The following is a 24,916-nucleotide window of genomic DNA, read 5'->3' as shown; positions in this document are numbered from 1 at the left end:
TTCCCCTTAAAGGGAAGGCCATAAATCAGATGTTCCATGTTATTAATCGGCCCATTCAAACAAGTTTTGCCCTTGACCGGCTTACCGGCAAAGGGCGCTATTCCCGATGAAGCTTTACAGGTTATTGAAAATGCCGGGGTGGTAGTGGATGGAAAGCGTTTGGTCGCAGTTGGCCCGTTCAAAAGGTTAAAAGAATTATACCCCGCGGCCGAACTGCAATTCATAGAAGATGATCGTGTCTTGTTGCCGGGATTTATCGATGCCCATACGCATATTTGCTTTGATGGTTCGCGTAGCCGCGATTATGCTATGCGGATAGCCGGAAAGTCGTACTTGGAAATAGCCCGCGCGGGTGGGGGCATATGGGATTCGGTTACCAAGACCCGTGCCGCCAGCCTAGACCGTTTGGTGGAACTGACCGTGGAAAGAGCTAACCGCCATCTTACGGAAGGTGTAACAACGATCGAAGTAAAAAGCGGTTACGGTTTAAGCGGGCGGGATGAATTAAAAATGTTGGAAGCCATTGCGCAAGCAAATGATCTTACGGTAGCGACATTGATTCCCACATGCCTGGCCGCTCATATGAAACCCAGGGATTATGAAGGCGAGGCAGGAGCGTATTTGGATTGGGTGTTGCAGGAGCTTGTTCCGCAAATAGCCGGAAAGCAATGGGCGCAACGATTCGATATTTTTATAGAGGACACGGCATTTGATACAACGGTGGCCTTGCCATTTTTACAACAATTAAAATCGAGGGGTTTTGATCTAACGGTGCACGCGGATCAATTTACCGCCGGGGGCTCAAAGGTTGCAGTTGAGGTGGGGGCGGTTTCTGCCGATCACCTTGAAGCTAGCAGGGAGGAAGAAATTGCACTGTTGGCTGCATCTAATACCGTTGCAACCGTTTTGCCCGGCGCTTCTTTAGGTTTAGGTATGCCGTATGCCCCGGCAAGGAAACTATTGGATGCCGGCGCCTGCTTGGCAATCGCGAGCGATTGGAATCCCGGTTCTGCACCGATGGGTGATTTGTTGCTGCAAGCAGCAGTGATGAGTGCGGCAGAGAAATTATCTACAGCGGAAGTTTTCTCCGGCTTGACAACCCGGGCAGCTATGGCATTAAGTTTGCGGCAAGTTGGAACTTTGGATATCGGCATGGATGCCGATATGCAGGCTTATCCCTGTAGCGATTACCGCGATATTTTATATTACCAAGGTAAAATGAAACCCTGCAAGGTTTGGAAACAAGGCCGATTAGTTCATACTTAGATAAATAGCATCAACATGAATCAGTATTATTATCCCGCGAACCCGCATATTTGGCGAGGAAGAAATGATGGCGATGATCCTTCGGCATGGCGTTGGCACCAGGTAGTTAAATGTTTGGACCTGGATAAAATGGCTTTGCCGGCATTAAAAGAAGGAGAAAAAGCTGCGGTAATACTAGGTTTCGCGAGTGATGAAGGCGTGCGCAGAAACAAGGGAAGAACGGGCGCAGTTGCCGGGCCTACCGCTTTGAGAAAGGCGTGTGCGAATTTTCCGGTTCATTTTGATACCAGTTCCGCAGTCTTTGATATCGGGGATATTGTTTGTGATGATCAGAACCTCGAAGCTGCACAAGCTGCCCTTGCGGAACTAGTAAGTGCAATTCTCGATCTGGGCTATTTTCCACTAGTATTGGGTGGCGGGCACGAGGTTACTTATGCAAACGTATCCGGTATCAAGCAATCAAAGTCGGTTGGAGATAATTGGGCGGCGATTAATTTCGATGCGCATTTCGATATCCGTCAACCGGGAGTGGAAGGCCCCAGTTCCGGGACCGGGTTTTACCAATTGGCGGAGGAAGCGAGGGCTGCGGGGAAAGCATTTCATTACTTAGCCTTGGGTATCCAGGAAAACAGCAACACGAAATTATTATTTGATACAGCCGCTGCTTTTGGCGCAAGCTATATACCGGGAAGTGATTTTCATCTTGATGGGCAAAACAAACTAATTCAATCCATCGGGGAATTTATTGATTCCCGGAGACACGTTTACCTCACTATTTGCCTGGATGTTTTTGCAGCCGCATTTGCCCCGGGGGTAAGCGCTACGGCATTTAACGGGATCTTACCGGACCAGGTTTTCCTTGCAGCTTTGCGGCAAGTATTGCGATCGGGTAAAGTTGTATCATTCGATATCGCGGAGCTGAATCCCGCTTTCGATATTGATTCTAGAACTGCTAAGTTGGCGGCATCATTGGTATTTGAAGTCATGCAACAGGTCTTAAAATAATTTTCAATCGCGATTTCAGCCTTTTAAATAATCAGTATTTCTCAACCGCCGCCTTAAAGCTGCGGTTGTTTTTTTATGAATTGGTGCAACGAATCATAAAAAACTGTAAACTTGCAGACGTCGAATTTTCCAGGGAGCATGAAAAAAATTGGTTTAATGTCGGATACCCATGGATATTTACATCCATCGGTCAAAGAATATTTTAAAAATGTTGATGAGATCTGGCATGCCGGGGATATCGGGAATGTGGCCTTAGCAGACGAACTGGAAGCGCTAAAACCATTGAGAGCAGTAACCGGGAATATTGACGGTGCCGATTTGAGAGTCCGGTACCCTGAAAATTTAAGGTTCGAGCTGGAAGGTGTGGATGTTTGGATAACGCATATAGGGGGCTACCCGGGAAAATATTCCCCGGCGATCCGTTCCGAAATACGTCAAAATCCTCCGAAATTATTTATTTGCGGTCATTCGCATATTTTAAAAGTCATGAATGACCCCGCGTTAAAGTTGTTACATATCAATCCGGGAGCATGCGGAAAACAAGGTTGGCACAAAGTAAAGACCTTGATTCGTTTTGAGCTGGAAGGTGGTACCATAAAGAATTTAGAAGTCATCGAGCTTCCCGGTTAACCAGGAGCCGTGGATAATTGTTAGAACGCATGCGCAAATACCTTACAACTGTTTTACTGATTTTAATCTGCCGGCAGGTATCCTTCGGGCAAGTGGATATTAGTTGGCTGAATCCCCCGCTTGATTCCAATTATATCGAGGATCATTCCAAGGACCTGACCGTACGTTTGTACGGTTCGAGAAAGTATACCCATTTCGACCTGGTGGATCATCAACAGAAAGAAAAAGTTTTATATAAGCCGAATAGCAATTTCAACGTTGGTTTCGGTTTCAATTATAAATTTCTAGGTATCAACTTCGGGTTTAATTTGCCATTTATTAATAATGATGATGAGAAATATGGCAAAACCAAGTATCTCGATTTGCAGAGCCATATTTATTTACGGAAGATCGTAATCGATTTTTACGGGCAATATTACAAAGGGTATTACCTGGCGAATCCCATTAATACCCTGGAAAACTATCAAGCTAGCGGGCGTTTCCCGCAGCGACCGGATATGTATAATGTTGACCTGGGCGTTAGTGCGCATTATATTTTCAATCACCAGAAGTTTTCTTACCGGGCGGCTTACTTACAGAACGAATACCAGAAGAAAAGCGCCGGTTCCTTTTTATTGGGCGGAGATATATTCAGTTACAAGATGAAGGGCGATTCCGCCCTGGTGCCGAGGGATATCAAGAATAAAGATTTCTTTGATTATGATGATTACCATAAAACCAACGTAATTAGCTTGGCCGTTAATGGCGGCTATGCTTATACTTACGTGATACGCAGTCATTTTTTCGTGATGGCTTCACTTTCAGGCGCCGTGGGAATTAATCATACGACTTTATATTACCTGGATACCGATCGTACCAACCAAGAAACCGGTTGGCAGTTGAATACTACCTTGAGGATTGCTGCCGGTTATAACTCCAGCAAGTATTTTGCAGGCATACATTATGTGGATATGAAAACCCGCAGTGAATCACCGATTGATCGAACTTACCAGGCTTTCGGTACCGGGAACTTCAGGGTAAGTTTTGTGAAACGCTTCGTTTTGAAAAAGAAATTATTTTAATGTTGATGCGCCGGGAACCGTGCTGAGCTTTTTGGCTGTAGATGTTCGATAGCTGTTTTTCCTTGTTTTGACTTTCGAATTTTATTTAGAAATAACCTGGAACTCTGGTTAGTTTGAGCTTCCAAGTTCGGACTCCCGTTTTGGACAACGTTCAATTGATAGAACATCTTTTTCGGGAGTACCAGGCATCTAAGAATCGGTAGTTCGTGGTGCAAGGAGCCGGTACCATTTTGTTTCCGGTACAATTGTAAATGTCTTGGAGTGTGCGTTGGTCCGAGCTTGGAAGCTCGAACCAGCGTGGGTTTAGATAGCTGTTTTTCCATGTTTTGACTTTCGAATTTTATTTAGAAATAACCTGGAACTCTGGTTAGTCCGAGCTTCCAAGTTCGGACTCCCGTTTTGGACAACGTTCAATTGATAGAACATCTTTTTCGGGAGTACCAGGCATCTAAGAATCGGTAGTTCGTGGTGCAAGGAGCCGGTACCATTTTGTTTCCGGTACAATTGTAAATGTCTTGGAGTGTGCGTTGGTCCGAGCTTGGAAGCTCGAACCAGCGTGGGGTTTGATAGCTGTTTTTCCATGTTTTGACTTTCAAATTTTATTTAGAAATAACCTGGAACTCTGGTTAGTTTGAGCTTCCAAGTTCGGACTCCCGTCTTGGACAACGTTCAATTGATAGAACATCTTTTTCGGGTGCACCAGGCATCCAAGAATCAGTAGTTCGTGGTGCAAGGTGCCGGTACCATTTTGTTTCCGGTATGATTGTAAATGTCCTGGATTGTGCGTTGGTCCGAGCTTGGAAGCTCGAACCAGCGTGGGGTTTGATCGCTGTTTTTCCCTGTTTTGACTTTCGAATTTTATTTAGAAATAACCTGAAACTCTGTCTGGTTCAAGCTTTCAAGCTCGGACCAGCGTGGATTTTGTACCAGCAAGGATTTTGAACTAGCGTGGATTTTGAGCATTAGGGATATCATTCAACAACCGGACCCGGTTTTCGAACTCTTGTAGCTTTCAGGCTTCAATAAGGAAGTCCAAAATACCCGGAACCTTCTCATTGGAATGCGCGAGGGATAGTAGTGGAAAGCCCGCAGGCACGACCGTAGGGAGTGCCGAGGACTTGCAGCGGATAGCCCGACCCGAAGGGGCGCGCCCCATTATTTTTACTGGTATATTTAAAGTATTAAAGAGTTGATTATCAGTAATTTAATAAAAATCACTTCCCTTTTTAAAAGAAATTATGCAATTTTTGTGACCGCGCATGCAACTTCAATCTTAAAGCGGTGTCATTAATTATGTAAACGAACTTAGACAATACATTGCATCAATCAATTCTAAATACAGCGAACCTCGTTTTGCGTTGCCGTAAAGGTGATGTTGCTGCTTTCAAAGAGCTGTACGAAGCTTATTCGAAAGCGATGTTCAACATCTGCCTGAGGATGGTCAGCAATGTGGCCGATGCGGAAGATGTATTGCAGGAAGCTTTTACACAGGTGTTTAAAAATATTGGTAAACTCAATGATGCGGCCACCGCGCCTGCCTGGATTAAGCGTATCGTCGTGAACCAATGTTTGAACCACCTGAGGAAGAAGAAGGTGTATTTCGAGGAAGTCGATCAAAATGATACAATGCCGGAAGATGACGGGGTGGATGAAGCATGGCATGCTGCAACCGTTAACTATGTTAAAGAGGCCATCGAGGCATTGCCGCAGGGTTACAAGGCGGTTGTGAACTTGTATCTTTTTGAAGACTATACCCATAAAGAGATCGCGAATTTTCTCGGTATCACCGAATCTACTGCCAAAACGCAGTATATGCGGGCCAAGGAAAAGATCAGGCAATTTGTAAAAGAAAAAACAATCACGCTATGAGGCAAGGCGATTCATTGAAGGACTTTATCCGGCAGCACCGGGAGGAATTCGAAAACGAAGGGCCCTCTCCCAAAGTTTGGGAAGCCTTAGCTTTAGAAGTTCCTACCGGTAGGAAGCAAGGGAAGCTGGTAACGCTCTTGGGCAAGCATTGGCTCAAGGTGGCCGCATCTGTAATCTTGCTGGTGAACGTGGCATTTTGGTTGCATTATATCGATGTAAAGAAAACTGTTGCTAACCAAAACGTGATCGGCATGATCCCGGGTTTACAGGAGGCCCAATTTTATTACTCTTCCCAAATCCAGGAACGGTTGGATATTATTCACAGCTTCCCAGCAGAACAGTTGGGCTTGGATAGCACCGCGTTGAAAGAGCTGGAATTGAGAAACGATACTTACTTGCATTTAAAAGAAGAACTGGAAAAAAATCCGGGCAACGAAAGAATCCGTGCCGCGATGATCCGGTATTATCAACTAAAATTAGAGTTGTTGGACCATATTTTGGACGAACAGCAAAAATTTGACAGCACTAAAAATTTACCTCATGCTTCAGAAATTTAAAATATTCATATTACTTCTCCTTCCGCTATTCGCTTTTGCCGAAAAAAGAGATGTGTACTACAAACGCACCGTGGTGAAAGAATTTCAGCTTTCACCCGGTGGGATGGTACAACTCGAAAACAGGTACGGCAAGGTTGATATCAAGCTGTGGGATAAAAATGAAATGAAAGCCAACATCGTGATCACGGGCTTCGGAAGTTCCGATAAACAAGCCCGGGAGATGGCCGAATCGATCGATATCGAGGCCGGGCAAAACGGCAACAGCCTCAAGGTGGCCACGGTTTATAATGCCAAGGGCAAAAAATGGTGGCAAGGTAACCTGCGCGGAAATATCAAGAAACAAGTAAACATCGATTACGAGGTTTATTTGCCCAGGAACTTATCAAAATTGTCGATCGGGAATAATTTCGGGGATGTATTGGCGAATGAACTGCCTTTCCCGACCTTGATCAGCCTGAATTACGGCTATTACCACGTGGGTACTTCCAAGGGACTTTTGACGCTTCATATGAATTATGTAGACAAAAGCTCTATTACTAATGCGGACAATGTAGAAGTGCATTGTAATTATTCGGATATGAAGTTCGATAACGTGAAACGGCTTAAGATCAGCGCCAATAATGGCGACTTCTCGGTGGAGAAAGCGGAGGAATTGTCGGTCGACTGCAATTACGGCGACATGAACCTCGGGTCGATCGGTTCGTTGAGCATCAGCTCCAATTATACAGATTACAACGTGCGTGAACTGAGGACTTCCGGTAAGTTTAATACAACTTATGGCGATATTAAGATTGGTCGCCTGGGAATGCAGTTCAAGGGTATCGAGTCGGATATGACCTATTCCGATTTGAGTATCAAGATACCTTCCAAGCTGCAATTCGGGATCAAGGCCCGGTTGACTTACGGCGATGTTCGCAGCGGCGGCTTCGAATTCCAGAAGGTTAATAACATTAAGAAGTCCAGCCATCATGAGTTTACGGGCTATACTTCTTCTAGTACGGACCTGCCGATGATCCGCATGAGCGGCACATACAGCGATTTAAAGATATCCAAGATAGATTGATGCAATCATTTGCATGGCAGGCGGCGGTAAGATATTCGTTTACTATCTCTACCAAAGCCTGCCCATCATTTTTATTCCCCTAAAAGATATTTTATGAATAAAAGATATGTATCCCTGGCAGGGACTGTTAATCTATTGCTTATTGCAATCATGTTTTTGGCATCCAGCTTTCTACATTGTAATGTTAAAGCAGGAGGTTCCGGTAAACCCGTTGTTCCCGGTGAAGGTATCGTGATAAAGGATGAAGTGATCCGCGGAAACGGGCAAATTAAAACGGAGACCAGGCAGGTGAGCGCTTTTTCGGAGCTTTCCAGCAGCGGTAAATACGAGGTACAATTGGAGCATGCAGGCCGGGAAGGATTGAAGATTGAAGCCGATGCAAACCTGTTGCCCTACATAGAAAGCTTCAACGAAGGGAAAGCCCTGGTGATCCGGTTCAAGAAAGGCTACGAATTGAAGCCTTCCGGTAAAAGAGGTATCATAAAATTATACGTTCAATACAAGAACTTGGCGTATATCCGGGGCGCGGGCTCAGGAATGATCTTTACTAAGAACCAAGTAAAATCCGGTAAAATTAGCCTGGATCTAAGCGGTGGCTTCAAGGTTAACATGGATATGGACGTATCCCGGATGGATTTGAACGTTAGTGGAGCTTCCGAGTTTTCTGCTACGGGGGTTGCAAAGCAATCGTCTTATAATATAAGCGGCAGGGCAGATATCCGGTCCTCAGGTTTAAGATCGGACGATGTGTTCATCAACGTGGCAGGCAATACGAAGGCTTATGTGACGGCAGAGCAGGAATTATCTGCCAATATATCCGGGCGTGGTTCCGTATTTTACAAGGGCAGCCCTAAAGTAAAGCAGTCTATACTGGGAGCAGGGGCAGTAAGGCGACAGGACTAATAGGTACTTTTTCGGATCGAAATGGCTATTTTGGCCAATAATTTCTTTATATATTTGCAGATAATCAGCTGTAAAGCATATTATTTTCAAATAAAAAATTTAGGTTATGCCCTCCTTTGACATTGTAAGCAAAGTAGATACGCAAACACTGGATAATGCTGTGAATACAGTAAAGAAGGAAATCACCAACCGTTACGATTTCAAGGATTCACAAGTAACTATCGAGTTGAATAAGAAGGATTTAGTACTCACTATAGAGGTAGAAAGCGACATGAAGCTGGAACAGGTGAAGGATGTATTGATTAGCCGCTCGATGCGCCAGGGGTTGGATGGAAGCATTTATGATTTTAGCAAGGAGCCTTTCCAAAGTGGGAAGGTGCTGAAACAGCAAGTGACGATCCGCAACGGGATTAAGCAAGACGATGCTAAGAAGATCGTTAAAACCATCAAGGATTCCGGCCTGAAAGTACAGCCGGCTATCATGGATGACATCATCCGTGTAACTGCCAAGAAAATCGATGATTTACAATCTGTAATTCAATTATGTAAGGAAGGAAATTTTGGATTACCTTTGCAGTACGTTAATATGAAGAATTAATTTTTATTCAAATGCGTATTAAGGTGGTTTTTAATATTAATAAAGATAAATTTGGATTTTTTCATAAATCCTGCTTCCAAATGTTTGATCTTTATTAAAAAATCCGTTACCTTTGCGCTCTGTATTTACAAATTTTAGATATGAAACAGGGAATTCATCCGGAAAATTATAGGTTCGTTGTATTTAAAGATATGTCAAACGGTGAAAGCTTTTTGAGCCGTTCTACCGCTCCTACCAAAGAAACAATCACTTGGGAAGACGGTAATGAGTACCCAGTAATCAAATTGGAGATCTCTAATACTTCTCACCCATTCTATACCGGTAAAAACGTATTAGTAGATACCGCAGGTCGTATCGACAAATTCAATAAACGTTACGGTAGAAAGTAATGTTTTAGTAGAAAATATTTTACTACATCCCATCGATAATTTTTCGGTGGGATTTTTTATTTTTAGGCCCTCATGCATAACCCTCATTACATCTTATTTGATACCCCCGGCCGAGATTTAATGTATCCATTTACGCATACCAGGCCTATGGCTGCTTGCAGGATCGGCATTTTGACGATCCAGGAAAAATGGGAACGTTGGCTCGGGGTTTCTTGCTCCCATTATACGGCTGAATATCTACAGCCTAAATACCCGCTTCAATTATCGCCGGAAGGGAAAAATTTGCTTATAAACGGGCATATATTACCCAATGCAGCCTTAGTTGAGGCTATCCGGGAGTTGAAACCGGGGCAGGAGCTGTTCAAGGAAAATCACCTGGTCGCAAAATACGTGGATGGAAAGGATTTCTTTAATCCCGTGGCACAAGCGGATAGGCTTAGCTTTGAAGGGGTGTTCACGAGGATTGATCATCCCTGGGAGTTGCATCTACATAACGCGGTGGCATTACAGGATGATTTCGAATTGCTTACCGCGGGCAGGGAGTCGGCGCCTATTGATCCGGGTAACCAAGTGGTGGGAGCGGGGAATATTTTTCTAGAGGAAGGCGCCGTGGTAACCCATTCAATTTTAAATGCTTCCACGGGGCCGATTTACATAGGCAAAGACGCCTTGATCATGGAAGGTTGTATGATCCGCGGCGGCTTGGCTCTGCTCGATGGCGCCGTCATGAAGATGGGAACAAAGATTTATGGAGCGGTGACCGTTGGAAAGCAAGGCATAGTGGGTGGGGAGATCAAAAACAGCATATTTTTCGATTATAGCAATAAATCGCATGATGGGTATATCGGGGACGCGGTGATCGGTGAATGGTGTAACCTCGGCGCCGGGACGAGTTGTTCTAACATCAAGAATAACGGTAGTGAAGTGAAGATTTGGATGGAAGCAAAGAATGAGGCCTGGCCGGCAGGATTGAAATGCGGGGTATTGATGGGGGATTATTCCCGTTGCGCTATCCAGACGATGTTCAACACCGGTACGGTTATCGGGGTTTCTTGCAATATTTTCGGGGGAACATTCCCACCGAAGTTCGTACCGTCTTTCACCTGGGGCGGGATCGGTTTGAGCGAGCGTTACCGCTTGGCAGAAGCGCTGCGCGATGTTACTTCCTGGATGTTATTTAAAAAGAAATCGCCCTCGGAATCGGAAAAACAAATCTTAACTTATATTTTTGAGCAGCAAAATAGTGGTCTCGCATAATACAAAACTGTAAATCGAATCATAAAAATGAGAAAAAAAATCGTAGCAGGTAACTGGAAAATGAACCTCACCTTGTCGCAAGGGGAGCAGTTGTTAAATGATATCGTGAATGCCGGGTTGAAGTTAGAAGATGATGTAGCAGTTGTTGTGGCGCCACCATTCCCATATTTACAAAAAGCAAAATCCATCTTGCAACATAACCCAGGTTTCTTCGTAGCCGCTCAAAATTGCGCCTCCGAGAAATCCGGCGCTTATACGGGTGAAGTATCTGCTGAAATGTTGAAATCCATCGGCGTGGACTACGTGATTTTGGGGCATTCCGAGCGCCGTGAGTACTTCAACGAAAGCAATGAAATTCTTGCTAAAAAAGTAGACTTGGTATTGGCAAACGGGATGAAAGCTATTTTCTGCTGCGGTGAGCCATTAGCTGTAAGGCAAGCCGAAACACAAAACGAGTACGTTGCCAAGCAACTGGAAGAGAGTTTATTCCACCTGCCTGCCGAGGCTTTAAAAGATATTGTTATCGCTTATGAGCCCATTTGGGCGATCGGTACCGGGTTGACTGCATCCGCACAGCAGGCGCAGGATATGCACGCGTTTATACGTGCGCAAGTAGCTAAAAAATACGATCGCGAAACTGCGCTCCGTTTAACTATTTTATACGGCGGGAGCGCAAAGCCGGGCAATGCACCCGAGTTATTTGCCTGCGAAGACGTGGATGGCGGTTTGATCGGTGGGGCATCTTTAGTAGCGAAAGACTTTGCTGCGATCGCTCAAAGCTTCTAATAAATTCATTTACAATTTATAAAGAAGATGCTCCCTTGCCGGGAGCATTTTTTTTCAGAAAAATGCTAAAAAAATTAGCATTTGCCAAAATTGTTAGTATATTTGTACTGTCACCAATCAATAAATGGATGCACATGGAAACACAAGATTTGCAAACTATAGAATATGATTACTTGGTAGTCATACACCCGGATGCGCAAGTGGAACATGATGTAACACATTATAAAGCGATCATCGCGCAGGAGTTGGGTGCTCCAGGGAAGGCATTTTCACCGGTTTATATCCCGTTATTCAGGTCTTCTTTTCCTAGTAAGTACGAAAGCGATTTTATCGATGTACTCACCCGTCTTTCGGGGGAACAGGGAGCTTTCACGGTATATACTTCGCGGATAGACCATGTAAATGCCGGAAGCGATAAGCATAATATTTACGTGAACGTAGCGAATCCCCGTCCCGTGGCAGCTTTACATAAAAGTATTTTGTCTGCTTTCGAATTGGAAGAGCAAGGTTATCAACCGCATATTACATTAGCCCGTGGATTATCAAGCGATGCTTTTGATAGGGTGCAGAAACAGTTGAACAACCGTTTATTCGTACGCTCGTTTTATTGCCACAGTTTTCTTTTGTTAAGAAAGCCGTTGGGTAGTTCCGATGCTTATGAAGCGGTACATGAATTTTGTTTCGGCAAGGATGATCCGCATGATGGGCCTTTGTATTATCATGCAGCATAAACCATTTTTGTATTGTAGCCGGTTGGGGATAGAATAAGAATATATCTATTCTGGATGTGAAGTTCGTATCGCGGAAATCCTTGAACGGCTGAAAGTAAGAATGTAAGAAAGTAAGAATGCAAGAATGTAAGAAAGCAAGAACGGAAGAAAGTAAGAACGGAAGAAAATAAGAGTGTGGAGAATTGAAGAAGCGGGGGAGTGGGGCTGCGGGGACGGTTCCGAGTAAAAAGTGTATATATTTAAAAACATAGCTTATGTACATCTAGATACATTACTTCATATGTTTGATGTAACAATTATATGTTGTGTTCTATACTAAAGAAATGTTATACAACTTGGTATCATAGGCAGTTGTGCGACTCGATATAATTTCCATTTTATTTTTTTGTTTCTTTTTTCGAGGAAGCGAAAAACAAAGAAACGAATTAATTATGAAATGTAAAATGCAAGGAGAATCGAAAGAAATGCGGAATCAGAAAATATGGTTAACTATTAATTTTATACGGTTCTGCCCTCAACAATGTGGACTGATAGAAGGGGTTAAAAATGCAGGAAAATAATAGCTCTAATTGAAATTTGAAGAATAAAGCTACTGGATGCTTTAAGGAAAATTATATAAACATCCGATTATCAAACCGAACTTAAAATACCAGTGATCATGTAAAAAGTTTTGAATCAATATCCGGTTATACACTCCCCATTAAATTCAAGAATAATTCAGGTAACCCATTATTCCTATTTCAATAATTAAAAATTTAAACTGATGTCATTTAGCATAATGACACCTTGCGAGTTTATGTCTAAATAATTCGGGCAGTACATCGTAGGTGGTCTTGGAGCAATAATATTTATTGTCTTCAACAAGTTAACTATTCTTATATACATTGTATGATGTAATACCAATCGGTGTGCTGTCCCGAATAACTTTAAAAGCGGGTAGGAAAACAGTTTATGTGATCAAGTCGCATAATTACAGAACAGGAAGGAAGATCCCTTTGCGGTGTACATACTCCAAGGTGTGCAAAACCGGGTGTTAGCACCGCATGTAAATACTATTTACTAGGTGTTAACACCTATTTACAAAGAGCTTGTTGTTGAACAAATATGCAGTTGTCATTGTGCGTTAACCCCAATTTTTTAAACTTAACGATTAAATGTGCAGTAATGGAATGGATGCATATAAAGCCGGATTATGAGAACGGGAAAATGATACCTAGTAAAGACCAGGCTATATTTTCAAGGATGATGAAAGCCGGTTTTCAACTTGAATTGATACAGAAGAATCCGCGGTACGATTGCATGGAATATTTCTATTTTCATCCATCTCGATATATACAAGTGCATGAAGTACGTGCTACTGGCCAGGGCCTGGTTAATTTCTATCTTTTTTTACCTGGAGGTAGCACTACTTGTGCATTTGATCTCGATGGCTTGGAATCGGTTTTGAAGCGATGTGGATTATAAAAATATGTTATTTAAACTTTCAAAATGTGAATAACATGCTGCCGCAGATGTAAAATTATGGCCTACAGGATGAAGTGTCGACTAGGATCATTACATATAAAATTGATATACTGTGATTTATAGATAAATTAAAAACCTTGGAAAAGGAGTTGCCGGCATCTTTGTAAATGTTGAAATCTCGATTTTTTCAAATGGATTATTGGAAATAACTTTAAATACAGATCAGAACAAAAATGATTGTCAACAAGCAAATAACTGTTAAAGGAAATGTCCAAGGTGTATATTTCAGGGCTACGGCAAAATCGGTAGCTCAAAAGATGGGCATCGTTGGATATGTCAAAAATTTGCCTAACAGGGACGTGTTTTTAGAAATCGAAGGTTTGCCTACCATGTTGGAACAATTTGTAGCATGGTGCCGGGTCGGTCCCTCGTTGGCTGATGTATCGGAACTGGTATTGAATAATGGTCCTGTAAAGGGGTATCACAGTTTCGAGATCGAAAGGTGAAAATCAATCATAACCTATCGCAATAAAATTTGAAGAGCCGGGCATGCCCGGCTCTTCAAATTTATATTACCAAGTTCTTGGTGCAACAATTATAATGTTGTCGTAACATCCGGATGTTTTTTCAACCAACTTTTCGGTAAGGCTGATTTCGGTATTACGATCGTGATGGTATTCACCGCGAAATAAGGCTCAGATACGTAAACATATCCTTTAAAAGGACCGGCTTGTTCGCCCCATGAATTTTTTACCACGAAATATTCCTTGCCGCTTTTATCCTTGGCTAAGCCTGTTATATGCATCAGGTGATCATCTTGCGTAATTAATTCCTCGTACAACTTTTGACGGTACTCGGGGCTTACTTCCTTCTCCGCGACATCGGGATTGAATGGTGTCGCTTTGATCGCCTCTTCATCTTTAGGAGCGAGGGCATAACCGTTTTTAAATGCAAACCCACGGTTGCTAACATCCGCATCCCACATAATGGTGTATCCTTTTTTCAGGGCTTCCTTAGAAATTTGGATCAGCTCGTTTAATGGAACATTGTAATAAGAACCGTTCGAAAAGTTGTCCGGCACTTCCACGATGAAATTTTGATTATACGGATGGTGGGTGAAAGATGTAAAACCTACATAGTCATCGGCATTAAAATGCAATACTTCCGCGGCGAATGATTTGGGATTGTATTGTTTACCGTTATAATCAAATGTTGCGGGAGCTTTACCCATATATTCATCCAGGATAGCATTGAAACCGGGTTCCCAATCGGGCAGCGGTTTTTTTAGCTTCAGGATGCTGTCGAGGTAATTTTGCAGGCGGGGCGCCATCTTGCTGTGGTTGAAAAATTTGGCGCCACCTGTTAAGCCGGTATATGCACTTTCCGGAACGGCGCCGTACCGGCTGATGGTATGGATCACATCGTGTCCCAATCCGCCCTCGCTAAATTGTGCGTGCCCTTGCCGCAAGATATAATTCCGGCCCTTATCGAGGTAAGTATTTCTTACCGTGAACATCTCGGAAATGTCTATGTCTTGCTTCTTGTGATCTTTCAGGTATTGAGATTCTAGCAGGGACGTTGTTGAGAAACACCAGCAGGTGCCCGTTTGTTGCTGATTTTTGATGGGGCTTACCGCGTTATCGGTCAGGAAACCGGGTTGTTCCTGTGCATTGGCTGCCATGCTACCCAATAAAAAGCATATGAATAAAATACGTTTCATGTTGAAAGGCTATTTATAACTGTAAGAATAATTGGCAATATAACAATAATCTTTCTCACGGCATCCGGCAGATTGATAAATGGAGATTTAAGTGGCAGGATTAAAAAAGCCGCTACCCTGAAGGCAGCGGCTTGAAAGAATGGCGGAGTATTTTGTTGCAGATTAATTAGATTTCTTAGAAATAGAAGTTGAAGATGAATTCCCTTTTTTCTTGATATGCACTTGATCGGCATCTAAATACCTGTTACAGATATCTATTAACTCATTATGCTTAGTTCCGTTGATAAAAAGATTTCCCTTTTTTAAGCTGATGGTATAATTATCATTTTTATCGATAAATCCCCTACGATCCAGCTCGTTGACAAATCCTTCTACATTATCGCGTTTGCCGGAACGGGTAGTGTATACACTTATAGCATTATCCTGGGCATTCCGTGTTTTGGCAATGGCCAAGGCATATTGTTGCTGTGCCCTGGCCTGGTTTAACCTGGCCTTGTCTTGGGCATCCATCATCATCACCCTGGCTCTTTCCATTTCTCGTTGAGCTTTAGCCCGGCTTCTTTCGGCGCTGGCTCTCGCCGTGGCATATCCCCTAACGGTAACAGCCCTAAGAGCGGAATCATTTACGCTATAACCCCTAACAACTATAGGTTCATTGCTGTCAACATTTGTCACGACAAAAACGGAGTCGCCTTTAAATTGGAAGGATTTCAATGAATTATTGAAGAGCTTAGCATCTTTGTTAAACATGATACTGTCAGATGTAAAGTTATAGTTGAAGTTCATGTTTCTACCGGGACGGAAAGTAAATATTTGCTGCTGCGCTTTTTTAAATTCAGCTTCGCTGATTTGATGTTGTTCCTTGGCAATTTCCAATTGTTTCATGGCTTCTTGCACTTGCAACTCCATCTCTTTCATATTTTGTTTCTCACTATCTTTTAGGCTTTGTTCCATCTCTTCCCACTTGATTTTTTCAAGGGCGGATTGAGCCGCGGCTAGTCCTTCTTCTACTTTTTTGCGGCTGATAGCTATTGCGCTATCTGCTTTTTGCTTTTCACCCCAGGAGCCACCGAAGCGGTACACCCTTACAGAGTCAACCCTTTTCCGGTTGCCGGGTACCGTATCGCCATTCATCGGGCGACCGACAACAACTATTTCTTCTAAATCATCTTGATCCTTACCAGTAGTATCCGTAACCGTAGGTGGTTCTTCCGCGATAGCTGTGGTTTTATTTTGTGAATCATGCTTCATGCCACCTGCTTTGGCTTTAATAGTAGGCGTTAGCCAAGCAATGGAAACCAAGCCTGTAGCTACGATGGTGAGAGCAAGTAAGCGTTGTGTATAATTTAGTTGTTTTGTTTTCATTTCCATGATGCGTTTGATGCGATGAAATAAATGCTGTTGATTTCCCGCAGCAGCCATGGCCAACAGGTTACCCGGTAACCGGTTTTCTTCGAGAACCACGAGGGCTTTGGCATAATGCAAGGGTTTCACGTTGGAGTTAACCACTATATCATCACAACAATGTTCCCTTTCCGTGCGGATGTAATTGGATATCCATCGTACGAAGGGGTTGAAGAATAATATAGTTTCGATAATGGATTGGAAGATATTTAAGATGTAATCGTTTCTTTTGATATGTGCCAATTCATGCAAGATAAGTGCTTCCAGTTGAGAGGATTGCAATTTCGTTAACATGGCTAAAGGCAGCAGGATAATCGGTTTCAGGCAACCTACCATCATCGGGACCTGGATCTTTTCCGATATCCTTACTTTCACTTTTTTAGGGAGGGATACCTTCGAGATCACCGCGGCTAACTGTTCAGCTAGGGCCGGTTCCAAATGCAGGATGTAATTATTTTTAAGTTGCTTGATCTGGAGCAAGTCAACAGACATTTTGACGAACATGACCAACATGCCGAGTAAGTAAAATCCTACTAGGAAAGGGAAATAGGCTTCAATGCCGGGTATCCACGTTTGAATCTGTTGCGTGGCAGTAAGTTCTACTGGACCAACCTGGCCATTTGCAGGGAGTTGATCCGGTAGGATGGCGATCACTATATTTTGATACGTGATCTTTTGAATAGATTGTATTTGCTGTACCAGCGTGTAAACGAACCATGCAAAGATGCCGAGCAAAGAAGTATAAGCCAAGTTGTGCTTGATCTTTGCGCTCGCCATGGGCCATATTTTCAACACCACCTGCAAACAGGTAAAGATGATTAAGGCTTGCCATACAGAATGTAATAAGGCCCAGCCTAATGCCCTGATTATATCGCCCGTAATAGGAAAGATTTGTTGCATGTTAGTTTTCAATTTGGGTGTTCGAATACAATTACCGGATAGTAGCCTACAATAATTATTCTTCCATCTTGTCTAAATACTGCTTGATCTGTTCTAATTCTTCCTTCGAAGATTGGTGCTGACCCAGCGCTTGCATTACTAGTTGGCTGGCCGATCCGCCAAACAGGGTATCGATCATTTTATTTAAAAATTGCTCCCTGGTTTGTTCCCTCGAAACGGCCGCGGTATAAATATGGGTTTTATTACTCGCATCGCGGGTCAATAAGCCCTTATCATGCATAATTTGCATCAACTTCAATGTCGTTGTATAACCGATCTCTTTCCGTTGTTCCAAAATTTCATGTACAGCCCGAACGGTTGATGCGCCGCGTTCCCAAAGTATCGCAAGTATCTCAAGTTCGCTATCTGTAGGTTTTATATGTTTTGTCATTTTATGCCTTTTTAAAGGTAGATCGATGAAACGATTACTGATCTACGAATATCTTCGTAAACAAATGTACGATAGTTTTCGTAAATGTCAAGTACCGGCAAAAAAATTTAGGAAATTTTAGGACGAGCGGTTTTTTCGCGGGCTTTAGGTGGTTGGGAAGGTTGCCAACCGGGAGGCCTGAATAAATAAGCCAGGGAAAGTTTCCAACTGCTGGCGCCCTTCATGTCTTTCCAAAGACTTAACCATTCATGGGTGGCAATGCGGATAGGGTTGTAAGTATGGATGTTTTTCGTTAACCCGTAAGTAGGTGGGGTGGTTTCCGGGGTGAAAGTGCCGAATAGCCGATCCCAGGTAATTAATATTCCCGCATGATTCCTATCGAGGTACCCGTAGTCCGAAGCGTGATGTACCCGGTGATGCGACGGGGTATTGAAAACCGCTTCGAAAAAAGCGGGCATCTTGCGGATGACTTCCGTATGTATCCAAAATTGATACAACAGGCTGATGGACTGCATCGTCATTACCATTAAAGGATGGAAACCCAGTATCGGCATCCAGGCCCAAAACAGGAAAGTGCCGGTAAGGTTGCCCGTCCAAGTTTGACGTAAGGCGGTCGACAAGTTATAATATTGCGATGAGTGATGGACGACATGTGATGCCCATAAAAAACGGATGGTATGACTCCACCTATGAAACCAATAATAGGTAAAATCATCAGCAAAAAAGCATAGTACCCATACCCACCAAAGGCTGCTATCCAAAGTAAAAAGACGGAATTGATATAGAAAGCTGTAGACTGCGAAGATCATGCCCTTCATGAATAAGCCGACAAATACATTGCCCAATCCCATCGCGATACTGCTGGCAGCATCTTTCGTGGTATAATTTTCCTTTTTCATCACGGCGGAGAGGATCACCTCCACGGTAATGAGCAGGATAAACCCCGGAATGGCAAAATGTATTAAGTCGACTTTCACCCGGCTTCTTTTTATACAATTTACTAATTTCCGCGCTTTGTTGCAGCTTATTCTTCCAGCAAGTATTCCAATGCTTTCAATTTCTCCGGATCAACAACGATCAGTATTTGCATGATTTTCCCTGTCTCGGGTGATATTTCAAATACCTGGCTGTTGATAACCCTGTTTTTATCGATATAGACCAGTGCCGGTTGATGGTTGAGGTAGGTAAACAGGATTTTGGCCTTCGTTTGGAAACGTTGATATACCAATTTGATCACATCCATCACTTCCGGGATGCCGTGTGTAAACTTGGAAACAACCCTGAGCTTACCACCGTCTGCATAGTAAGTAATGTCTTTATGCAATAATTTAGTTAATGCTTCCAGGTTTCCGCTCCTGATGGCATTGACATAATCATGCAGGATATCCATCGTCTGGCTGTCGATATGTTGGGCATGCTCACCGGGCTTGAATAGGTTTGTTTTGGCACGGCTGAACAGCTTCCGGGAGTTTTCCTCGGAAATATCCAAGGTTTCCGCGATTTCCGCGTGGCTATAATCAAAGCTTTCTTTCAAGATGAAAACCGCCCTTTCCTTCGGAGATAATTTTTCCAGCAAGATCAGCATGGAATAGGAAAGAACTTGGTTCAGGTAAAGGTTTTGATCACCGGGATTGGTAACCACCGGTGCGGGCAAGAGACTCTCTTCCAAAGAAATCGTCTTGCGTTGTTGTTTGAGTTGGATGGCGCGATTAATAACAGATCTTATTAAATAGGCTTTTTCATTTTCTATTTGCCCATGATCTTTCGCATAATAATTCGAGATAATATCCTGGATCGCATCTTTTGCATCTTCCACGCTTCCTAAAATATTGTATGCATAAGGAAACAGTATGTTTTGGTAATTTTCCATCCGAAACTTTAATTATGACAGGTAACAATTTCAATTCGAAATGCTGCACTTTGAAGGCATTAAAGATATTAAAGTTCGATCAAAGTACAGCATCGTTGCCCTTAATTCGTTGCAGCGAAGAGGCCCGGTTTGTAAGTACCCGGTACAGGTTTGAATACCAGGTTCAAGCGATTCCAGGTATTAATAGTCGCGATGGCCAGGCATAAATCGGCTATCTCTTGTGTACTGAAGTATTGCTCCAAATCTTCGACCAGGTGTTCCGGTGCTTGCGCTCTTGTCAGTGATTCTGCAAACCTTAATGCGGCCTTTTCAGCATCGGAGTAATAAGGACATTCTTCGAATGCTGCAATAGTATGTAAACGCATTGCTTCTTCTCCAAGCACTGCCGCATCTTTGCTGTGCATATCAAGACAATAAGCGCAGCCATTCATTTGTGAAACCTTGTAATTGATCAATTCTAATAATTTTTTGTCCAGCGTGGTTTTTCCCAGGTAAGCGCCTGTTTTGAATAAACCATCTGTAAATCCTTTTGCCAATGAGAATAAATTAATTTTAGCTTCCATGATTATAATGTTTTGTTTAATGTTTATTGAATGTTGTATGTATATAAGATCATGGAGCGGGTTGATTCGTGACAACTTTGAAGAAAAAATTGAAAAATATTTTTTTCTGAATGTTAAGTGGTTGATTATTAATAGGTTAATATTTTGCGTTTTGTAATCATTATTGTCCGACTAAATTTTCAATGAAAAAATTATCATCGCCTCAAAAGTTCGATTCAATGTCCACCTGCACATTTCTATGTACTTTTTTGCTTGGCACAAATTGGCCATCACGTCGCCAATTTGATCACTCGATCCAGCTTTTGTAATACTGTATGGCTTCGCAATCAACAGTGCGAAGTTCCACTGTTTTGTTGGCGGGGCTGAATAGCTCATCCTTTGCTTATGTCCTTGACCAGTTAAGGAATCCAAGTTAATTTAATGCAATTTTAGTCGGACAACACGTAACATAATCATAAAAAATGGGCGACCCAACAGGGGCCGCCCAGGCAAAAAGTAACTAATTATAGTTCCCGTTTAAAATTTTCCTGCTTTAATAGTGAAATGTGCAGCTGGTCCGCTTAATTTATTATCGGTTATACCCGGTGTATCTGATCCTCTTACCAACCTGTAAGATGCGCCGATACCGATTCTTAAGTAGTTCGTGATATTCATTTCTGCTGAAATTTGTGGCTCGGCTACGAAAAAGCCGCTTGCATCGTGCCAACGGTCGCCTTCCCACTCATCCCAATCATCAAAACGGTTGCCTTTCATGATACCGCCGCCACCGATTAGTGCGCCCACCGACCAGTGGAATAATTTATTAGAACTAAAGGTGTAATCTACCACGGCGCCGGAATACCACATGGACCAATATTCGGTAGGATCCGTATCATTCAGCTTCGGTGTTTCTATCTTATTTGCAAGACCGTAACCAGCAAGACCGAGTGTTACCTTGCTATTAAGCATCACGCCTGCCATACCACCCAACATTACCGCGAACTTATCATCCAAGGTGGTAAATTTAATGCTCGGAGCACCGTAACCGCCTACGCGTACCTTGCTGTTTCCCGCTAAAGTTTCCATTTTTTGTTGGGCAAAAAGGGGCATTGCTGCTAGCGTAACGGCTAGCGCCAAAACAAATTTTTTCATATCCAATAAGAATTTAAATAATAGAGATTTTGTTATTTATGTTGACGTTATTCAACAAGTTTTTGCTTAATACTTACCGCGGAAACCCCGAACCATCCCAATACTTTTTTAGTACTTCCGGCATCGCTATTTTTCAGGTTCGTTCCAACGTTTTCCAATATGGTGGCAAACAGGCCGCCGTTATTAACTTGTGCATCTACATGCGTCAGGAAGTCATAACTAGGTTTGCTGAGGGAAGCCAATCTCGCGATGATCGTTTCATCTTTCTGGTAGGGCTTGTCGTAATCAGTAATACCTTCGGAGATAGGTTGTATGAAAATGGCGCTATCGGCTAAACCTGCTTCAAAAGAAGCATCGATGGCAAATACATTCGTGAGTTTGCGATCCATGTTATTGCGGTAACCGCTTACCCAATAATAATCGGGCATATCCCCTGCAATATCCCTTCCCCAGAAGCGTGCATAATATCCTTCTTTATTACTGATGGATTCCTCTTCCGTTTTAAATTCGTAGGTGATGGAATCTATCGGCGGAACACGTTTTACGGTATCGGTAGCTTCGAATAGTTCACCATCCAGCGTAATAGATAACTTGTAAATATGTCCCAACGTGATGATCGAATTATTAGCTCCCGGATCATGCCAATATTTGCCGTTGTCGTAAAGAAACTCGTAGGTCGCAGAAGTACTTAAATCGGTTACGATCACCTGTGCATCTGCAATATTGGGTGCCGGATCCGCGCTGGTATAAGGCACTGTTTCACTAATCCTGATGGCCTGCGCACCGGGAGTATTCGTCAACCATGCATCAACTACCGGGTAAACTTTCCCATCCGGAATATCCAGGTCGACCGTATCTTCACATGCGCTGAATAAACCGATGATTCCAATGATGACGCTGCTATATAATAACTTTTTCATGATTCCTGCTTTAGCTCCTTAAAATTTGAAATTGTAAGTAATACCGGGGATGATGCTACCGATGATCGACATGCGGACGGCTTCTTTCTTGGAAGGATCATCTGCATCCTGTTTGAAATAGATCGTGTAAGCATTTCTCCTGGCGTAAACGTTATAGATTGAAAAAACCCATTCTCCTTGCCAACGTTTCTTATGTTTTCCTTTGAGGGTATATGATAAATCTAAACGGTGGAATGCCGGCAAACGGTAATTATTTCGTTTATCAGTGGTGTTGTAAGGAATATCCCAGTCTTGGAATTCCAAGCGGGCATCGGCATAAGTACCCGGTGTGCCGGAAGCGTATACGAAGTTCGCTGAAACGCTGCTTCTTTTGCTCAAGCTGTGATTCACGACCATATTCAGGTTATGGGTGCGATCGTAGCGGTTCAGATACCATTCATTCAAACTGATTCCTTCTGTTTTTCTCTCCGTACGCGAAAGGGTATAACTGATCCAGCCCGTAGTTTTTCCCAGTTCTTTCTTCGCATATAATTCCAAGCCGTAAGCCCTACCTTTCGATGGCAATAAATCTGCTTCTATATATTGGTTCAGTTGTAACTTGGCATTGTTGATATAATCTAGCTGGTTATCCATCCATTTATAAAATACCTCTGCCGAAATCTCGATGGCGTTGTTAGGTGTTGCATAGAAATACCCTGCCGTTACCTGGTCTGCCACCTGCGGTTCCACGTTGTTGGTACTTGGCGTCCAAATGTCTAAAGGGGTTGGGGAAGCCGTATTTGATAACTGGTGCATGAACTGGGTCGTGCGGGCATATGCTAATTTCACGGTTGAAGTTGGGCTGACCGATAATTTGGTCGATAACCTCGGTTCGAAGTAATAATAATCTTTGATCACTTCACCTGAACCGTACTCTTTGGATCCTACGAGGCGTTTACGAATACCGGCAGTGGTGTCGGCATAGTAGTAAGCTGTTCCTTTACCCATGTACTGGAATCCTGAAACACGCGCACCGTATTGAATGCCGAACTTATTACCGATTTTAAATTCATGATCTAAATACAGGCCTGATTCCAAGGCATGTTGATGTTGTAATTCGATCACGTTTTTCCGGTCATCTTCAGAGCCAACGCCTTTTCCCGGCTTAAAAGTGTAATACACGCTTTGTAAACCGAAATGTAAGGTATTGTTCGAGTTGATGTAATATGTGAAGGCGGGTTTCACACCGTAGTTAATGATGTTGGAAGTCCAATCATAGCCTTGTTGCGTATCTTCTTCCGGTTTAGTCGAGAAGCTGAGAGAATAATCATATTGACTATAATAGGTTGTCATGTTAAGGAACAAACGGTCGTTGAAAATATGGTTCCAACGTACGGTCGTAGTCGTATTTCCCCAATCGAATTTTGCTTGTTTGCCAAACCCGAAAACATCCCTTCCGAAATAGCCGCTAACGAATAAGCTGTTATTTTTATTCAGCTTAAAATTTGCTTTCGCGGTGAGGTCGTAGAAGTACAACTTGGTATCTTTCAAATCTCCTTTCAAGAATGGTTTCATTAATACATCGATATACGAACGGCGTGCCGCCACGATAAATGATGACTTGTCTTTTTTGATGGGGCCTTCCAGGCTGAGGCGACTGAAAACATTGCTGATCCCCCCGTTCATCGTGAAGTTCTGGTTGTTCCCATCCTTCATTCTTATGTCTAAAACGGAAGATGTTCTCCCCCCGTATTCAGCCGGGAATCCGCCTTTCATCAGGTTGAGGCTTTTCACGGCATCGGGATTAAATACGGAGAAAAAACCGAGCATATGCGTTGCATTATATACGGGCGCTTCATCGAGCAGTATCAGGTTTTCATCGGTAGCGCCACCGCGAACGTTGAAACCGGATGAACCTTCTCCCACGGTAGTAACCCCGGGTAAAGTTTGTATAGCCCGCAAAACATCCACCTCGCCCATGAATGTGGGTAGTTGTTTAAGTTCCTTAATGTCTAAACGGTTTACGCTGGTAGCGATGGTGTTGATATTCTTATCTTGTTCCTTGCCGGTAATCACCACTTCGTTGAGTTGACTGTTAGAGGTTTCTAACTTGATATCAATCTTTTTATTGCTATCCAGCAGCACCTTCATTTTTTGGGTGCTGTAACCGATATAAGAATATTGTAGTTCATGTTCCCCGGCAGGTAATGTCAGGGAGTAAAACCCGTATTCATTGCTAATCGTTCCCGTGGAAGTCCCGGCGATAGAGATCGAAATCCCGATCAGGCTTTCCCCGTTTTTAGCATCTTTTACGTATCCGCTGACCGTAAATTTTTGCTGTGCAAAGAGGGTGGGCGACAATATACATAATGTAATAGCCAATCCTATACTAGCTAAAATCCTTTTCATATAGATCTGAT

Annotated in this window: 26 protein-coding genes; 15 read left to right on the top strand and 11 right to left on the bottom strand. The window is 43.0% G+C overall.

Features of this window, described 5'->3' with window-relative positions:
- Window positions 1-36: 36 nt before the first annotated feature.
- The 4 genes from hutI (at window position 37) to COR50_RS21020 (ending at window position 3,962) form a co-directional block, all read left to right on the top strand.
- Window positions 37-1,266, top strand: a complete 1,230-nt coding sequence (hutI, locus tag COR50_RS21035) for an imidazolonepropionase (RefSeq protein ID WP_098195828.1) — start codon at window positions 37-39, stop codon at window positions 1,264-1,266.
- A 15-nt stretch (window positions 1,267-1,281) separates the two neighbouring features.
- On the top strand, window positions 1,282-2,271 hold the full coding sequence (hutG, locus tag COR50_RS21030) for a formimidoylglutamase (RefSeq protein WP_098195827.1): 990 nt from the start codon (window positions 1,282-1,284) through the stop codon (window positions 2,269-2,271).
- 138 nt (window positions 2,272-2,409) lie between these two features.
- Entirely contained in the window at window positions 2,410-2,901 is a 492-nt protein-coding gene (locus COR50_RS21025) for a metallophosphoesterase family protein (RefSeq protein ID WP_098195826.1), read from the top strand.
- A gap of 29 nt (window positions 2,902-2,930) precedes the next feature.
- Window positions 2,931-3,962 carry a DUF4421 domain-containing protein gene (locus COR50_RS21020; protein WP_098195825.1) on the top strand — a complete coding sequence of 344 codons (1,032 nt, stop codon included), beginning with the start codon at window positions 2,931-2,933 and terminating at the stop codon, window positions 3,960-3,962.
- Here COR50_RS21020 and COR50_RS21015 read toward each other — a convergent pair.
- Entirely contained in the window at window positions 3,959-4,285 is a 327-nt protein-coding gene (locus COR50_RS21015) for a hypothetical protein (protein ID WP_098195824.1), read from the bottom strand. The two genes, COR50_RS21020 and COR50_RS21015, sit on opposite strands and share 4 nt — an antisense overlap.
- Window positions 4,266-4,544, bottom strand: coding sequence for a hypothetical protein (locus COR50_RS22380; RefSeq protein ID WP_157761045.1), 279 nt, complete (start codon window positions 4,542-4,544; stop codon window positions 4,266-4,268). The genes COR50_RS21015 and COR50_RS22380 overlap by 20 nt, the downstream gene beginning before the upstream one ends.
- Window positions 4,545-5,315: 771 nt before the next feature.
- Here COR50_RS22380 and COR50_RS21010 point away from each other — a divergent pair.
- From COR50_RS21010 to COR50_RS20960, 11 genes are all read left to right on the top strand, one after another.
- Window positions 5,316-5,831 carry an RNA polymerase sigma factor gene (locus tag COR50_RS21010; RefSeq protein WP_098195823.1) on the top strand — a complete coding sequence of 172 codons (516 nt, stop codon included), beginning with the start codon at window positions 5,316-5,318 and terminating at the stop codon, window positions 5,829-5,831.
- Window positions 5,828-6,388, top strand: coding sequence for a hypothetical protein (locus tag COR50_RS21005; RefSeq protein ID WP_098195822.1), 561 nt, complete (start codon window positions 5,828-5,830; stop codon window positions 6,386-6,388). The genes COR50_RS21010 and COR50_RS21005 overlap by 4 nt, the downstream gene beginning before the upstream one ends.
- On the top strand, window positions 6,372-7,451 hold the full coding sequence (locus COR50_RS21000; protein WP_098195821.1) for a DUF4097 family beta strand repeat-containing protein: 1,080 nt from the start codon (window positions 6,372-6,374) through the stop codon (window positions 7,449-7,451). The genes COR50_RS21005 and COR50_RS21000 overlap by 17 nt, the downstream gene beginning before the upstream one ends.
- Before the next feature lie 93 nt (window positions 7,452-7,544).
- Complete coding sequence (locus COR50_RS20995) at window positions 7,545-8,354, top strand: head GIN domain-containing protein (RefSeq protein ID WP_098195820.1); 810 nt, start codon at window positions 7,545-7,547, stop codon at window positions 8,352-8,354.
- Window positions 8,355-8,460: 106 nt separating this feature from the next.
- Window positions 8,461-8,952, top strand: coding sequence for a YajQ family cyclic di-GMP-binding protein (locus COR50_RS20990; RefSeq protein ID WP_098195819.1), 492 nt, complete (start codon window positions 8,461-8,463; stop codon window positions 8,950-8,952).
- A 140-nt stretch (window positions 8,953-9,092) separates the two neighbouring features.
- On the top strand, window positions 9,093-9,341 hold the full coding sequence (locus COR50_RS20985; RefSeq protein ID WP_098195818.1) for a type B 50S ribosomal protein L31: 249 nt from the start codon (window positions 9,093-9,095) through the stop codon (window positions 9,339-9,341).
- Window positions 9,342-9,413: 72 nt separating this feature from the next.
- Complete coding sequence (locus COR50_RS20980) at window positions 9,414-10,598, top strand: putative sugar nucleotidyl transferase (protein WP_098195817.1); 1,185 nt, start codon at window positions 9,414-9,416, stop codon at window positions 10,596-10,598.
- A 27-nt stretch (window positions 10,599-10,625) separates the two neighbouring features.
- A complete protein-coding gene (tpiA, locus tag COR50_RS20975) occupies window positions 10,626-11,384 on the top strand; it encodes a triose-phosphate isomerase (protein ID WP_098195816.1) in 759 nt (252 codons plus the stop codon).
- 134 nt (window positions 11,385-11,518) lie between these two features.
- Window positions 11,519-12,115, top strand: a complete 597-nt coding sequence (locus COR50_RS20970; RefSeq protein WP_157761044.1) for a 2'-5' RNA ligase family protein — start codon at window positions 11,519-11,521, stop codon at window positions 12,113-12,115.
- A gap of 1,164 nt (window positions 12,116-13,279) precedes the next feature.
- A complete protein-coding gene (locus COR50_RS20965; RefSeq protein ID WP_098195814.1) occupies window positions 13,280-13,579 on the top strand; it encodes a hypothetical protein in 300 nt (99 codons plus the stop codon).
- A gap of 233 nt (window positions 13,580-13,812) precedes the next feature.
- Complete coding sequence (locus COR50_RS20960) at window positions 13,813-14,085, top strand: acylphosphatase (RefSeq protein ID WP_098195813.1); 273 nt, start codon at window positions 13,813-13,815, stop codon at window positions 14,083-14,085.
- Between the two features lie 89 nt (window positions 14,086-14,174).
- On the opposite strand, the gene COR50_RS20955 is transcribed toward COR50_RS20960, so the two are convergent.
- From COR50_RS20955 to COR50_RS20910, 9 genes are all read right to left on the bottom strand, one after another.
- On the bottom strand, window positions 14,175-15,299 hold the full coding sequence (locus COR50_RS20955) for a C1 family peptidase (RefSeq protein ID WP_098195812.1): 1,125 nt from the start codon (window positions 15,297-15,299) through the stop codon (window positions 14,175-14,177).
- 162 nt (window positions 15,300-15,461) lie between these two features.
- Entirely contained in the window at window positions 15,462-17,603 is a 2,142-nt protein-coding gene (locus COR50_RS20950) for a M56 family metallopeptidase (RefSeq protein WP_098195811.1), read from the bottom strand.
- Between the two features lie 55 nt (window positions 17,604-17,658).
- Window positions 17,659-18,033, bottom strand: a complete 375-nt coding sequence (locus COR50_RS20945; protein WP_098195810.1) for a BlaI/MecI/CopY family transcriptional regulator — start codon at window positions 18,031-18,033, stop codon at window positions 17,659-17,661.
- 107 nt (window positions 18,034-18,140) lie between these two features.
- On the bottom strand, window positions 18,141-19,010 hold the full coding sequence (locus tag COR50_RS20940) for a sterol desaturase family protein (protein ID WP_198405728.1): 870 nt from the start codon (window positions 19,008-19,010) through the stop codon (window positions 18,141-18,143).
- 47 nt (window positions 19,011-19,057) lie between these two features.
- Entirely contained in the window at window positions 19,058-19,903 is an 846-nt protein-coding gene (locus COR50_RS20935; RefSeq protein WP_098195809.1) for a sigma-70 family RNA polymerase sigma factor, read from the bottom strand.
- Between the two features lie 101 nt (window positions 19,904-20,004).
- Window positions 20,005-20,466, bottom strand: coding sequence for a carboxymuconolactone decarboxylase family protein (locus COR50_RS20930; protein ID WP_098195808.1), 462 nt, complete (start codon window positions 20,464-20,466; stop codon window positions 20,005-20,007).
- Between the two features lie 516 nt (window positions 20,467-20,982).
- Window positions 20,983-21,597 carry a hypothetical protein gene (locus COR50_RS20920; protein ID WP_098195806.1) on the bottom strand — a complete coding sequence of 205 codons (615 nt, stop codon included), beginning with the start codon at window positions 21,595-21,597 and terminating at the stop codon, window positions 20,983-20,985.
- Window positions 21,598-21,644: 47 nt separating this feature from the next.
- Window positions 21,645-22,517: a DUF4249 domain-containing protein gene (locus COR50_RS20915; RefSeq protein ID WP_098195805.1), complete on the bottom strand. Its 873-nt coding sequence runs from the start codon at window positions 22,515-22,517 to the stop codon at window positions 21,645-21,647.
- A gap of 18 nt (window positions 22,518-22,535) precedes the next feature.
- Window positions 22,536-24,905: a TonB-dependent receptor gene (locus COR50_RS20910; protein WP_098195804.1), complete on the bottom strand. Its 2,370-nt coding sequence runs from the start codon at window positions 24,903-24,905 to the stop codon at window positions 22,536-22,538.
- Window positions 24,906-24,916 lie beyond the last annotated feature (11 nt).

The sequence above is a fragment of the Chitinophaga caeni genome (assembly GCF_002557795.1).
Lineage (GTDB): Bacteria > Bacteroidota > Bacteroidia > Chitinophagales > Chitinophagaceae > Chitinophaga > Chitinophaga caeni.
The sequence above is the reverse complement of the archived record's forward strand: the minus strand, read 5'-3'. Positions and strand labels throughout refer to the sequence as shown.

Coding starts and splice junctions, on each gene's coding strand:
- tpiA (WP_098195816.1), top strand. CDS start 10,626: ATGAGAAAAAAAATCGTAGCAGGTAACTGGAAAATGAACCTCACCTTG.
- COR50_RS20920 (WP_098195806.1), bottom strand. CDS start 21,597: ATGAAAAAATTTGTTTTGGCGCTAGCCGTTACGCTAGCAGCAATGCCC.
- COR50_RS21025 (WP_098195826.1), top strand. CDS start 2,410: ATGAAAAAAATTGGTTTAATGTCGGATACCCATGGATATTTACATCCA.
- hutG (WP_098195827.1), top strand. CDS start 1,282: ATGAATCAGTATTATTATCCCGCGAACCCGCATATTTGGCGAGGAAGA.
- COR50_RS21015 (WP_098195824.1), bottom strand. CDS start 4,285: ATGGAAAAACAGCTATCTAAACCCACGCTGGTTCGAGCTTCCAAGCTC.
- COR50_RS20930 (WP_098195808.1), bottom strand. CDS start 20,466: ATGGAAGCTAAAATTAATTTATTCTCATTGGCAAAAGGATTTACAGAT.
- COR50_RS20910 (WP_098195804.1), bottom strand. CDS start 24,905: ATGAAAAGGATTTTAGCTAGTATAGGATTGGCTATTACATTATGTATA.
- COR50_RS20950 (WP_098195811.1), bottom strand. CDS start 17,603: ATGCAACAAATCTTTCCTATTACGGGCGATATAATCAGGGCATTAGGC.
- COR50_RS20955 (WP_098195812.1), bottom strand. CDS start 15,299: ATGAAACGTATTTTATTCATATGCTTTTTATTGGGTAGCATGGCAGCC.
- COR50_RS20985 (WP_098195818.1), top strand. CDS start 9,093: ATGAAACAGGGAATTCATCCGGAAAATTATAGGTTCGTTGTATTTAAA.
- COR50_RS22380 (WP_157761045.1), bottom strand. CDS start 4,544: ATGGAAAAACAGCTATCAAACCCCACGCTGGTTCGAGCTTCCAAGCTC.
- COR50_RS20915 (WP_098195805.1), bottom strand. CDS start 22,517: ATGAAAAAGTTATTATATAGCAGCGTCATCATTGGAATCATCGGTTTA.
- COR50_RS20980 (WP_098195817.1), top strand. CDS start 9,414: ATGCATAACCCTCATTACATCTTATTTGATACCCCCGGCCGAGATTTA.
- COR50_RS20945 (WP_098195810.1), bottom strand. CDS start 18,033: ATGACAAAACATATAAAACCTACAGATAGCGAACTTGAGATACTTGCG.
- COR50_RS20995 (WP_098195820.1), top strand. CDS start 7,545: ATGAATAAAAGATATGTATCCCTGGCAGGGACTGTTAATCTATTGCTT.
- COR50_RS21000 (WP_098195821.1), top strand. CDS start 6,372: ATGCTTCAGAAATTTAAAATATTCATATTACTTCTCCTTCCGCTATTC.
- COR50_RS21005 (WP_098195822.1), top strand. CDS start 5,828: ATGAGGCAAGGCGATTCATTGAAGGACTTTATCCGGCAGCACCGGGAG.
- COR50_RS20990 (WP_098195819.1), top strand. CDS start 8,461: ATGCCCTCCTTTGACATTGTAAGCAAAGTAGATACGCAAACACTGGAT.
- COR50_RS20970 (WP_157761044.1), top strand. CDS start 11,519: ATGGAAACACAAGATTTGCAAACTATAGAATATGATTACTTGGTAGTC.
- COR50_RS20960 (WP_098195813.1), top strand. CDS start 13,813: ATGATTGTCAACAAGCAAATAACTGTTAAAGGAAATGTCCAAGGTGTA.
- COR50_RS20965 (WP_098195814.1), top strand. CDS start 13,280: ATGGAATGGATGCATATAAAGCCGGATTATGAGAACGGGAAAATGATA.
- hutI (WP_098195828.1), top strand. CDS start 37: ATGTTATTAATCGGCCCATTCAAACAAGTTTTGCCCTTGACCGGCTTA.
- COR50_RS21020 (WP_098195825.1), top strand. CDS start 2,931: ATGCGCAAATACCTTACAACTGTTTTACTGATTTTAATCTGCCGGCAG.
- COR50_RS20935 (WP_098195809.1), bottom strand. CDS start 19,903: ATGGAAAATTACCAAAACATACTGTTTCCTTATGCATACAATATTTTA.